This window comes from Campylobacter concisus, assembly GCF_002913865.1.
Classification (GTDB): Bacteria; Campylobacterota; Campylobacteria; order Campylobacterales; family Campylobacteraceae; genus Campylobacter_A; species Campylobacter_A concisus_AM.
Genome location: NZ_POYX01000041.1, coordinates 1 through 12580 on the forward strand (window position 1 = coordinate 1; position 12580 = coordinate 12580).

General features: G+C 41.7%; 12 protein-coding genes. 1 reads left to right on the forward strand and 11 read right to left on the reverse strand.

Features of this window, described 5'->3' with window-relative positions; all coding sequences use genetic code 11:
* Positions 1–1108: 1108 nt before the first annotated feature.
* The 11 genes from CYP77_RS02485 to CYP77_RS02535 form a co-directional block, all read right to left on the reverse strand.
* The gene (locus CYP77_RS02485; protein ID WP_103565869.1) at positions 1109–2917 is read right to left on the reverse strand and encodes a menaquinone biosynthesis decarboxylase; all 1809 of its coding nucleotides are present in this window, start codon (positions 2915–2917) and stop codon (positions 1109–1111) included.
* Positions 2918–3203: 286 nt separating this feature from the next.
* Positions 3204–3926: a hypothetical protein gene (locus CYP77_RS02490; protein WP_103565872.1), complete on the reverse strand. Its 723-nt coding sequence runs from the start codon at positions 3924–3926 to the stop codon at positions 3204–3206.
* The gene (gene hemC, locus CYP77_RS02495) at positions 3923–4858 is read right to left on the reverse strand and encodes a hydroxymethylbilane synthase (RefSeq protein ID WP_103565874.1); all 936 of its coding nucleotides are present in this window, start codon (positions 4856–4858) and stop codon (positions 3923–3925) included. Before hemC ends, CYP77_RS02490 begins: the two co-directional genes overlap by 4 nt.
* A gap of 8 nt (positions 4859–4866) precedes the next feature.
* Positions 4867–5298, reverse strand: a complete 432-nt coding sequence (locus CYP77_RS02500; RefSeq protein ID WP_103565876.1) for an FxsA family protein — start codon at positions 5296–5298, stop codon at positions 4867–4869.
* The gene (locus tag CYP77_RS02505) at positions 5295–6995 is read right to left on the reverse strand and encodes a proline--tRNA ligase (RefSeq protein WP_103565878.1); all 1701 of its coding nucleotides are present in this window, start codon (positions 6993–6995) and stop codon (positions 5295–5297) included. The genes CYP77_RS02500 and CYP77_RS02505 overlap by 4 nt, the downstream gene beginning before the upstream one ends.
* A complete protein-coding gene (hemA, locus tag CYP77_RS02510; protein ID WP_021085432.1) occupies positions 6985–8268 on the reverse strand; it encodes a glutamyl-tRNA reductase in 1284 nt (427 codons plus the stop codon). The genes CYP77_RS02505 and hemA overlap by 11 nt, the downstream gene beginning before the upstream one ends.
* A complete protein-coding gene (locus tag CYP77_RS02515; RefSeq protein ID WP_103565880.1) occupies positions 8268–9161 on the reverse strand; it encodes a polyprenyl synthetase family protein in 894 nt (297 codons plus the stop codon). The genes hemA and CYP77_RS02515 overlap by 1 nt, the downstream gene beginning before the upstream one ends.
* 10 nt (positions 9162–9171) lie before the next feature.
* Positions 9172–9603, reverse strand: a complete 432-nt coding sequence (locus CYP77_RS02520; RefSeq protein ID WP_103565883.1) for a hypothetical protein — start codon at positions 9601–9603, stop codon at positions 9172–9174.
* Positions 9596–9850, reverse strand: a complete 255-nt coding sequence (locus CYP77_RS02525) for a DUF2018 family protein (protein ID WP_103565885.1) — start codon at positions 9848–9850, stop codon at positions 9596–9598. Before CYP77_RS02525 ends, CYP77_RS02520 begins: the two co-directional genes overlap by 8 nt.
* Positions 9851–9898: 48 nt before the next feature.
* Positions 9899–10522: an HAD family hydrolase gene (locus CYP77_RS02530; RefSeq protein WP_103599677.1), complete on the reverse strand. Its 624-nt coding sequence runs from the start codon at positions 10520–10522 to the stop codon at positions 9899–9901.
* Positions 10519–10851, reverse strand: coding sequence for a hypothetical protein (locus CYP77_RS02535; RefSeq protein ID WP_009293722.1), 333 nt, complete (start codon positions 10849–10851; stop codon positions 10519–10521). Before CYP77_RS02535 ends, CYP77_RS02530 begins: the two co-directional genes overlap by 4 nt.
* Before the next feature lie 107 nt (positions 10852–10958).
* Between CYP77_RS02535 and CYP77_RS02540 the strand changes: the two genes are divergently transcribed.
* On the forward strand, positions 10959–12230 hold the full coding sequence (locus tag CYP77_RS02540; RefSeq protein WP_103566928.1) for an O-acetylhomoserine aminocarboxypropyltransferase/cysteine synthase family protein: 1272 nt from the start codon (positions 10959–10961) through the stop codon (positions 12228–12230).
* The last annotated feature ends 350 nt before the right edge of the window (positions 12231–12580 follow it).

Below are 12580 nucleotides of genomic sequence, written 5' to 3' on the forward strand. Positions count from 1 at the left end.
CTTCTAAAAACTATGCTTACATTTGCCTTGCAGTACAAAAATCAAAACAGCAGATGATCTTTAAAAAACTTGATTTAGTAAATTTTGACCAAATTTCGGCTATATCTAAATTTATAATACCACAGCCTATCACACCACAATAGCGCGAGCCTAAAAACAATCAAACAGATCGCCACACAATGGCATTATCTAGCAAGTTTATAAGCCAAATTTACTAGCATTATTTTAGGTTTTCTTATAAATTTGTTTTAAAGCAAAAGACCAGCAGGCAAAGTTTTATATTTCAACACAAAACAAGCACGTAGCCTAACTTAAAATACTTTAAATTCCACAAGCTCACTATTTTAAATTGGATCCAATACGTTAACTTTAGCTATTTAAAAACTAAAAAATTTGCATAAGTCAGCTAGTAAGGCTTTTATTTGCATCCAAAATTGCCAAAACAAGCACAATAGAGCTTTTTAAAAACGCACCTGTAACCTGCTAACTTTATTAAATTTAAAAGTTTTCACATCGCTGGTTTTTTAAATTTAAATGTTTATACGCCCATCGCAGCAGATCAACTAGCACACAACTCCAAATTTTACCTCTCATAAGGCAAAATCATATTATTTTGCATAATTTTATACATATTATTTTTAGTATTTTAAGAAATTTGAAGTGCTAAATTTAAAAATTGCGTTTGCAGGTGTAAATTTTGGTAGTTTTCAAGCCAACCAAATTTAACTAAAAATTTTCATAAAAATGTTAAGAAATTTTATGCTGTGATATAAAAATAGCCTTAAACTAAGCCATTTTTAAGCATAAAAACCGATCTATTTTAAATTTAAAAGCAATTTTATCAAGCCAAAAATGCTAAATCAAATTTAAAGCTTAATGATCAAGAGCTTTGTCTATACGGCCAAGAGCGAACTTGAGCGATCACACTGGCGTTTACACGCGGTTGAGCCATTTTTAGCGATGGAGACAGCTAGCAAACAGAGGTCAGCATTTCACACGACTGCGACCGGCAAGTAGCCACTTGAATATAAGTACATGGGCTGGGCGGCTGAGCGCATTTTCTTGCCGCTTTTACGCACGAGCGTGCCAAATCCACTAGGCTACAACACTACCCAAATATCTCAAATTTATGAAACAGCTCCGGCTCATCTTTTACTACGCCACGCTTCACAAGAGTAGCCACCACTTCGCGGTCGCAGTCAGTTTGCATAGGCCAGCCACGCGTATAGCCCTCTAGCTCGTCCTTGCTCGTCGCATCCACGCAGAAATTTTCGCCGTCTATGTAGATATCGCGCAAGGCATCTATGTTATTTGTCACACGCCAAAGCAGCATATATGGGTTTTCTAGGTAGTTTTGCATATCCACAACAACCAGTAGCTTAAAAAACTCCCTAAATTCTAAAAGCTTTTCAAATAGCTCTTTTACAGGGCGATCTTTCTCAAATTTCACCACGCAAATAGGCGTTTTGCTCCTGGTTTTAAACTGCCTAAGCTCCTTAACATTTGGCGCAAGGCTTTGAAATTTAGCCAAAAGCTCATCGTCGCTTAAAACTACAGGGCTAAATTTACAAAAGTCCTGCGTCGCGTCGATGCCTAGCTTACCGCCAAAGCACGAGTTTGGGCTCGCATGATCGAGCTGGTCGCACACGCCTTGGCTTATCAGCACACTCTCACTGCCAAATCTATCAAGCACAAAGTCCGCAAATTTGTCGTATTCTGCTAGCTCTGGTGCATCGTTACCCACAAAGATCGCATGCTTTACAAAGCTCATCTGTCCAACGCCCCAAAATGCGTGCATAGCCTGCTTTGCGTGCGCTGGATAAAGGGCGTTGATCTTAGCTAAGATAAGGTTGTGAAAGACGCCATTTTCAGGCATATTGTAGTCTAGTAGCTCTGGCACGGTCGTTCGCAAAAGTGGTAAGAAAATGCGCTCAGTCGCCCAGCCCATGTACTTATCCTCAAGCGGCGGCTTGCCAACCACGGTCGCATGAAATACGGGGTCTTGCTTGCTCGTTATCGCCGTGACCTCCATCACTGGAAACGGCTCAACTGGCGTGTAAAAGCCAGTGTGATCGCCAAATGGCCCCTCAAGCTCGCTCTTAGTCGTATCGACAAAGCCCTCTATAACGTAGTCTGCGTCATACGGGACGTAAATTTCATTGGTTAGCGACTTTACAAGCTTGGCTGGTTCTTTGCGGATAAAGCCATAAAGTAGCAGCTCAAAGACGCCCTTTGGTAACGGCGCTTGAGCGCACCAGATGTAGAGTGGATCGCCACCGATCGCCACTGAAACTGGCATCTTACGACCTGCGCGCTTATACTCGTGAAAGAAATTTGCGCCGTCTTTGTGGATCTGCCAGTGCATGCCAAGGCGATTTTTATCATAAATTTGCAGTCTATACATGCCTAAATTTTGCAGCGCGCCGTCTAAGCTTTGCGTATAGACCTGCCCCATCGTGATAAAAGCACCTCCGTCATGCGGCCAAGTCTTTAGCGCAGGCAGGCTCAAAAGATCGGCCTGCTCGTCTATAAATTTGACCTGCTGGCACTCACCCTCACCTTTTAGCCTTTTGGTAAATATCTTTCTCATATTAAAAAGATATGATAAAAAATCAAGCTTTTCTTTGAAATTCTCAGGTTTTTTGGGCTTTAAAAGCCTCTCTATCTCAGCTGCTATCTCATCGGGCTGCACGCCAAATATCAGCTCAAGCGCCCTTTTTGAGCCGTAGATATTTGTAAGCACTGGGGCAAATTTACGCCCAGTTTTTTTGCAGACTGGGTTTGTAAAAAGTAGTGCTTGCGAGCCCTCGCGTTTGACCTCGATGTAGCTAGCGTGCGCAATCTCTAGGTCGATATCCACTGGCTCATTGATCACCCTAAGCAGGCCGTTATCTTTTAAAAGCTTGATGTAGTCCATATTTTTCCCTTAATAATTTATATCCGAACAAGCCGTTTTCAAAGCTAAAATTTTGACCGCGTTTTAAGTCAAATTTGCAAACATTTTGAGCCAAAAACACAGCTTTAACTGCCGAAAAATTAGTAAAATCATAAAAATTATCGGTTTTGGCGGATGCGCTAATTTAATGCCGACTTCGCAAAAATTTAATCTCTTACAACCCCTAACCAAAAGCGCGCTACGCTAAATTTACAGCGTTAAGGCAAGCAAAAAAAGCTACAAGCCGGCCTAGTTATCCTATATCTGTCTAAGTCGTCTTAAAAAGATACCATTTTGAGCTTGTAGAGAGACGTTCTAACATTATAAACTCGCTCGGACTCATCTGCGGCAGATTAGATTCGTTTTCCACGCGCATAAAGCCCACTACGTTATCTGTTATGCCGCCTACGGTAAGCTCAAAAACTCCGTCGTCGTACGACGCATGAGATAGATGTAATCGCTTTGCGACTTCGTTTGCCGCCACTTCGTCCTTTTGATATAGCGCAAATAGCTCTTCAAATTTTGCCTCATTTTCGCGTCCGAATTTTAGCAATGCATTATCGCTTGCCAAAATCAGTCTTAAATTTTCTATATCCACGCCCATTGCTCCAAGTCGCGCCTTTTCCGCCTCGCTCGCAACTTCATAGCCATTTATCGTTGCCTCTATGATGCCGGTTTGCGCGAGCAATCTGAGCGCATAAATACCGTCTTCTTTAGCAAAAATGTATAGATCAAGGGATGCGCCGTTTTTAGAAGCGAGCCAAACGCGAAATATCCCACTAAATTCGCTACTCTGGCCGAGTTTGGTGACTTTTATTTCGTCAAATTTGTCGGATGAGTAAAAATTATTTTTTAAGCGATCTCGCATCTCACCCTTAAAATAGACGTTTTTATCGAAATTTTTATCGGTAAAGAGCGAATAAATAAGCTCTAAATCTACCTGTGCAAAAAGCTCTGACATCAAAAACGCCAAAATAAGCGCTTTTCTCATATATTCGCCATCTCCTCGGCGCGTTTTAGTATCTCTCTCGCACCTTTTTGTATAAATTTATGCGCTAGCTCCTTGCCGACGCTTTGAAATTTATCTTTGCTAGTCTTTAAGCTATCTTTTATAAACTCGCTTCCATCAGGCAGGCCAACGATCGCATCGATAGAAATTTCATCCCCTTGTAGCCTTGCGCTGATGCCTATTGGCACTTGGCAGCCACCCTCTAAAACGCTTACAAAGTCACGCTCTATGGTCGTTTCTATAACTGCATTTTCGTCGTTTAAAAAAGAGATCTCATCTAAAATTTGCTTCTCATCTCTAGCCTCGACGCCAAGAGCGCCCTGCCCCATCGCAGGTATCATCTCGTCAAAGCCAAATGTGTAGATGTGCGCCACTTCAGCCTTGATATTTAGGCGGTTTATGCCAGCCATCGCCAAAATGATCGCGTCAAATTCGCCCTCTTTTAGCTTGCGTAGGCGTGTTTGCACGTTTCCACGAAGCGAGATGATCTCAAGATCAGGCCTCATGATAAGTAGCTGCATCTTGCGGCGCAGGCTCGTTGTGCCAACCTTTGCGCCGTGCGGTAGCTCGCTAAATTTAGCAAATTTCTCACTTATCATCGCATCTCTCGTGTCCTCACGTGAGCAAATGGCCGCTAGTTTAAGCCCTTCTGGAAAGACTACTGGTACGTCTTTTAGGCTATGCACGGCGATATCAGTCTCGCCTTTTAGCATGCTATCTTCAAGCTCTTTTGTAAAAAGCCCTTTGCCGCCGATCTTTGCAAGTGGCGTGTCAAGTATCACGTCGCCCTTTGTCTTCATGCCCTCAAGCACGACCTTCACGCCCTTGTGCTGCGCCTCGATCCTAGCCTTGATATGCTCGCTTTGCCAAAGCGCTAAGATGCTCTTTCTAGTTGCTATTTTTATCTCTTTCATCATCACTCCTAATTTACTCTTTTTGGCTCTTCGATGACCTCAACGTCGATGATCTCGCCCTCATCTTTCTTACTGCCCTGCTCGCTAAAATTTTGAAATTTAAACTCCTGATAGCTCTCATTTTTCGCTGCATTTTTCTTAAACACTAAAGAAAAAACGATCACGGCGATACCAAAAATATCTGTCAAAATTCCTGGTAAAAAGAGCAGCGCTCCGCCAAAGCTAAGCCCTAGCTGACTAAATAAATTTCCGCCAAGAAAGCTTTTAAATGCCGCTTGAGGCGAATTTAAACTAGAAAATCCAGCATTAAAAAGAAGTGCGATGCCAACAAATCCAGAGACCAGCACCTCGAGAAAGTAGTTTAAAAAGCCAAATTTATCAACAAAAAGATAGATAAAGACCGCTTCTATCAAAAAAAACAAAAATGCAAAAAATCTCATAAGCTTTCTTTTATCTTTCTAAAGGCGTCGTTTGCCTCTATCGCCTCTTTGCTTAGCCCATCTCTTGTTATAAACTCGACCTTACCATTTGCAAATTCTTTACCAACAAGCAGTGCATAAGGGAAGCCGATAAGTTCAAAATCATTCATCTTAACGCCAAATCTCTCGTTTCTATCATCGATGATGACGCTAACGCCAGCTTTTTTAAGGCTCTCATAAAGTTCAAATGCAAATTTCACGCCCGCTTCATCTTTTAAATTTGAGATAATGATCTCCACGTCAAACGGCGCGCACTCTTTTTTCCAGATGCAGCCCTTCTCATCGTGGCTAGCTTCTATCATCACAGCGATAAGCCTGCTTATGCCAATGCCGTAGCAGCCCATCAAAAATGGCTTTGCCTTGCCGTTTTCATCAAGATATGTCGCGTTCATCGCAGCCGAATATTTATCACCTAGTTGAAAGATATGGCCAACTTCTATGCCTTTGCTAAGTTTTAAATTTCCGCCACAAACTGGGCATTTATCGCCCTCTTTTACCTTTACAAGGTCTTTAAATCTCTCTTCGTTAAATCCGCTAACACTAACGCCAACAAAGTGATAGTCTTTTTCGTTAGCGCCACATATCATGTTATTTGCGCCTTTTAGCTCGTTATCTATGAAAAATTTAACATCCTTTAGCCCAACTGGCCCACAAAATCCAGCCACAAGCCCAGCCTTTGCCACGTCAGCCTCGCTAGCATCGACAAGCTCTAGCGCCTTGCAAGCATTTTGCGCCTTTGTCTCTTGAAGCTCATCATCACCCCTTACAAAAAAGACCACGACCTCTTCTTTATCCTCATAAATCGCCTTTTTCATAACAGCTTTTATGCAGTAAAACTCGCTAACTTTGAAAAACTCAGCGACATCTTTTATAGTTTTTGCATTTGGCGTTAGAAATTTAGCCGCGTCCGCCTCTGGTGCCTCAGCCTCGCTAACTCTTGGTTTTCGTCTTGCCGCCTCAACGTTTGCAGCGTATCTGCAAGCCTCACAGCAAAGTATGTCGTCCTCTCCGTTACTTGCAAGCACCATAAACTCTTTACTGCCACTTCCTCCTATGGCTCCGCTATCAGCCTCAACAGCTCTAAAATTTAGCCCTAGACGAGTAAAAATCTTACTGTAAGTTGCCTCCATAAGGTCAAACTCACGCTTAAGATCCTCTTTGCTTGAGTGAAAGCTATAACCATCTTTCATCGTAAATTCTCGCCCTCTTAGCAAGCCAAAGCGTGGTCTTGCCTCGTCACGAAATTTGGTGTTTATCTGGTATAAATTTAGTGGTAGCTGCTTGTAGCTAGTCACCTTGCCACGCACCAAAGCAACGGCTGCCTCTTCATTTGTCGGGCTTATGACAAAGTCATTATCCTTTCTATCTTTAAAGCGCAAAAGCTCCTTGCCAAAGACGTTGTAGCGGCCACTTTGCTTCCAAAGCTCGCCTGAAGTGACCACGCTAAAGCTCACCTCTAGCGCTCCAGCCTCGTTCATCTCCTCTTTCACCACGCGTGAAATTTTATCATGCATGATCTTTCCAAGCGGCAGATAATTATAAAGCCCAGAGCCGATCTGCTCGACAAAGCCGCCTCTTATCAAAAACTGATGGCTTGGTAAAGATGCATCTTTTGGCGCTTCTTTGGTCGTTGGGGCGTAAAATTTACTAAATTTCATCTATATCTCCTGCTTGAAAATTTTGTTCATCTTTTATGTCAAATAAAAATTTAACTCCGTTTGAAAGTTCGCTCGCTCTCTCCTCGTCTGCAAGCCCTTTTAGCTTCATCGTTGGCTGGTGCAAAAAGGCTTTAAAGACTTGATGAATGAGCTTTTGCGCCTCATCATAATCGCTATGTTTTAAATAGCCCTTTTTCATCGCCTTTTCTAGCTCATTTTTCGCGCAAATTTCAGCCTGCTTGCGGATTGATTTTATAAGAGGCACGCTCATATCTTCTTTTAAAGTCTTTAAAAACTCGCTCGTATCTTGACCGACGATCGAGTAGGCCTTTTGCGCCTGCTCCTCTCTGAGGGCTAAATTTTTACGCACGATCTCCTCTAAGCTATCGACCGTATAGACGCTGATAAGCTCCGTGTTTAAAAGGTCGATGTCTCTTGGCACGGCGATATCAAAAAAGTATCTGTGAAATTCTCTTGGCTCGATGATCTCTCCTGTGATGATGGCGTGTGGGGCTGCGGTGCTTGAGAAGATGAGATCGTAGTTATTTACGTATTCTTTTAGTTTTAATATACTATCCCAGCTCGCGTTATCTCCTAGACTATCAACCAGCTGCTCGACGCGCTCAGAGCTTCTGTTTATGATGATCACTTCTGCACCGCTTGATATGAGGTGCTTTGCTGCTAGCTCGCCCATCTCGCCAGCGCCCACGACGATAGCCGTTTTGCCCTCAAGCGTACCAAAAATTTCTTTTGCTTTTGCTACGGCGACGCTTGAAACTGATATTGGGTTTTTAGAAATTTGAGTTTCGTTTCTAACCTTGGCAGCGCACTTACATGCGTAGTGGATGATCTTACTGATATCTTCGCCACATGAGTTGTTGTCGTAGGCAAATTTAAAGGCATTTTTTAGCTGGCCAACTATCTGCGTTTCGCCAACGACTAGGCTATCAAGCGAGCTTGCCACAGCAAATAAGTGGTGGGCGGCACCGCTGTTTTCGTAGATGTCAGCTCTCTCATAAAGCTCATCTTCAAAAACGCCTGAAAATATCGACATACACCTGATGATATGAGCAGTGGCAGCCTTTACATCCTCCACGCTAGCTATGATCTCGACGCGGTTGCAGGTGTTTAGCACCATGCTCTCTTTTATGTTTTTGTTTGAGTTTATCAGCTTTAAAATTTGCTCTTTTTTCTCGTCACTATCAAATGCAAGCTTTTCTCTGACCGAAATATCAGTATTTTTATATGTAAAACTTATGTCTAAATAGTGCATCAAAATTCCCTATCTATCATGCTTTTTATGATCCCTTCAAGCTCGGCGTTTTTATACTCTTTTATCGCTTCTATCGCCTCAGCTCCAAGCCTTTTTGCCTCGTTTATGGCTTTGCTAACTGAGCTAGTTTTATCAAAATTTTCTTTTAGCCACAAAATTTCGTCAGCGTTTAACTTCTTTGTCCAAAGCGATCTAAGCTTTGTTTTGCTAGCCTCATCTAGGCTCTTATAAAGATATATGTAAGGAAGCGTCGTTTTGCCCTCGACAAAGTCGTTTAGTGCTGGTTTGCCAAGCGTTTTTTCATCTTGAGTTATGTCTAAGATATCATCAACGATCTGAAATGCAAGACCTAAATTTTTGCCATAAAGTCCAAATTTCTCACTATCTTTGCCAGCTAGCTTTGCCCCACAAATAGCCGTAGCTTCTATCAAAACAGCTGTTTTATAATAAATCATCTTTAGATATTCTTGCTCGTTTTCATTAAAATTTTCAGCCATTTTCACATCCATCATCTCGCCTATGCTTAGCTTGCTGACCGCATCTGAAACGACGGCTGCGATGCTTGGATCAAATTTTGTAAGCTCAAAATAAGCCTTTGAGTAGAGGATGTCGCCTAGCATGACTGAGTTTTTACTGCCAAAAAGCGCGTTTATACTTGGCTTGCCGCGTCTTATATTTGCCTCGTCTATGACGTCGTCGTGTAACAAGCTTGCGAGGTGGATGAGCTCGATGATAGCGCAAAGTTTAAGTGAAATTTCACTCTCGCCTGCGATTTTTAAAAGAAGTTTTGAGCGCAGCTTCTTGCCTGAGCTTATCTTTAAAAACATCTCAAACGCCTCTTTGTAACCAAGCTCGCTTATAAATTTGCTCATTATTTCATCGATTTTATCCATTTTTATCCTTCTATTTATCCTCGTGCGGATCTCTAAAACCCACGTCCACACGCTTGCTCTCATCTAGCAGCGCCACCCTAAAATGCGCCTTTTTGTCCCTAAAATCAACAAATGATATGTAAAGGCTCACGCTCTCGTTTGGCGGCATAGTAAAGTCAGGCAAAACTCGCTGCATATAGGTGTTTTGTCCTTGTCTTAGCGAAAAGACCATCTGCCTTGGATAGCGCCTAAAAAAGCTTTGCACAGTGATATTTGTGCTATCAAATAGCGTCCAACGAAAGTCAAAAGTTTCAACTTTTTGAGTTTTTTTCTCGGTTATAAAGACCCTCGCCCACTCATCTTTTTTAAGCTCAAATGTATGGACCGAATTTGGGTCAAAATTTGGCTCTTTTGCAAAAAGAAGAGTGGCCAGCAAGGCCGCAAGCGCAAAAATTCTACTCATTTTGGCTTAAAATTTCTCCGCTAAGCTCGATATATAGGTCATTTACTCCGTTATAAACTTTATCTTGCTCTGAGACTATAAAATTTCTGATCTCATCTTCACTAACGCCAAGCTTTTCGCAAAGCTCACTCATAGCTACAAATTTCTCAAAAATTTTATCTATCTCGTTTTTAACCAAAACGGCATTTGCGTTAAACAAAATGTCATAAAATTTATCCCTCGCACTGCCCTCAAATATATCTATCATCGCTGTTTCTTTGAAATTTTCTTAAGATTATAGCCAATTAAAACTAAGTTAAAAATTTAATATTATCTCCCACGCTTCGCTGACATTTTTGGCATTATAGGTGGCACGTTTGCTCTCCTCGCCAAATCCCCAGCAAACTTGCACATAAGGCATACTTGCATTTTTGGCCGCCAGTTCGTCTTTTAGGCTATCTCCTATAAAGATCGCTTTATCGGCTCCTGTTTTACTAACAGCTAGGTGAAGCATCGCAGGATCAGGCTTTTGCGGTATCTCCTTGCTAGCGCCGATGACCTCGTCAAATAGCTCATAAATTTCATTTTTCTTTAAAATTTTCTCTAGCGTATCATGCGGTGCGTTGCTTGCCAAAACGACCTTATAGTGAGCATCCCTACACTTTTGTAAAAGCTCTTTTACGCCATCATAGGTAATCGCACACTCATCGTAAAATTTCTTAAATTTCTCTTCAAAACCCTCTTTTAAGCTCTTGCTTGGCGTGTCGATGCCGTAAAACTCAAAGGCTAAATTTCTACCTGGCTCGTTGATCGCTTTTATGATAAATTCTTTTTCTAGTGGCGATAAATTTAGCTCGCCCCTTACTTCATTTACCGTCTTATATATCGCCTCGCCGCTATCGATCACCGTGCCATCCATATCAAAAATAACTACTTTCAATCCTCATCCTTAAATTTATTTTTATGCTTTTCTTTCTTATACGTCTTTTGATTTTTTAGCTTATCAAGTAGATTTGCCGCCTTTAAAAGCTCATCTTTTGGGGCATTTTTGATAAGCAAATTTATAAAATTTTCTAGCGCCTTTGAGTATGGCTGATCAAGATATACAGCCTCGACTTTTTCGATGACTTTCGCGTTTTTCTCAACTCTTTGGCGAAACTCAGTCTCGTCAAAGTCATCTCTTTTTAGCCCGTTTATCGCTGATTTTGCAAATTTTTCTAGCGCACGAAGATATTTTACACGCTTAAATTTGTCCGTGACTTGGTTCAAATTTTTCCTTTTTTTTGGCAAATTATATCAAAATTTGATTTTATCCCCTAAATTTTGGCTTTGCTAATGTATAATTTACGCCAAAATTACTTAAACAAGGAGCAAAAATGAGGCAAGAAACCGCTGCGATCCACGTAGGCTACGATACAAACGAGGGCTTTGGCACGATGGCTGTGCCTATTTTTCAAAGCACAGCTTATGACTTTGGAAGTGCCGAGACCGCGGCTGCTAGGTTTAATCTAAAAGATAGTGGCTACATCTACACAAGACTTAGTAACCCAACGACAGATATATTTGAAAAAAGGGTCGCCGCACTTGAGGGTGGAGCCGCTGCGATAGCGACTGCAAGCGGTCAGTCAGCTTTGTTTTACAGCATCATAAATTTAGCCCAAGCTGGCGATAACATCATCATCGCAAAGAAAATTTACGGCGGCACAACGGTGCTTTTTACGCACACGCTCAAAAGATTTGGCATAGAGGCCAGAGTCTTTGACAGTGACACGGCTGATGATCTGGAAGCTTTAATAGATGATAAAACGAGGGCTATATTTTTTGAAACGCTTTCAAATCCGCAAATTTCTATCCCAAATATCGAAAAAATCGTAGAAATCGCAAACAAATATGGCATCATCAGCATCACAGATAACACAGTGCCAACGCCTATCATCTTTCAGCCACTTCGCCACGGCGTCGATGTTTGCGTGCATAGCGCTAGCAAATATATGAGCGGTCAGGGCCTTAGCCTAGCAGGTGTCGTCGTAAGTGCAAATCACCTAAATGAAAAGCTAAAAGGCAACAAGAGATATGAGCACTTTAACGTGCCAGACGCAAGCTATCATGACATCGTCTATGCCGATATGACCGACAACTTCGACATCTATACGCTAAGAATGAGGCTTGCTATCGTGCGTGACATCGGCGCTGTGATCTCTCCGTTTAACTCTTGGCAGCTTATACAAGGGCTTGAAACGCTCGCTGTTAGGGTTGAAAGACACTCGCAAAACGCCCTAAAAGTAGCTAAATTTCTAAACTCTCACAAGCATATAAAAAGTGTGGCTTATCCTGGGCTTGCCGACAATATAGATCACGCAAAGGCGCAAAAATACTTTAAAGACGGCATGGCAAATGGGCTATTTTGCTTTGAAACTGATAGCTTTGATCGCGCAAAAAAGATGCTAGAGCGCGTAAAACTCTTTAAGATCGTGGTAAATATCGGCGATACAAAGTCGCTCATCACGCACCCAGCCTCGACGACGCATCAGCAGCTAAGCAGCGAAGAGCTTGTAAAAGCTGGCATCACAAAAGAGCTCATAAGAGTTAGCATAGGCCTTGAAAATGCCGAGGATCTGATAGCTGATCTTGCTCAAGCCCTAGAATAAACAAATTTCTAGCTCATTTTGGGCTAGAAATTTAAAATTTACTCAAGCTTGCCGCACGTCCTCTCGCACTCTTTTGCTTGCCTTATAAATTTTATAACGATATAGATGACAAGTAGCGGCACGCTTATATACCAAAATGCAAAAAAGGCGAGTATAAAAACATAAATAAAAATGTTGCAAAATATACTAAGACTGCAAGGATGATAATATCAAGCATTTTGCCTCCCATTTTGCTAGTGTTTTGGTGATTTTATAAAAAGCAAAATAAAATGAGACTGAACGTATTTATTTTCGGCTCTAAAATTTGAGCTAAGCGGTAAGCTAAGTCAAATTTTAGTAGCCAATTATTG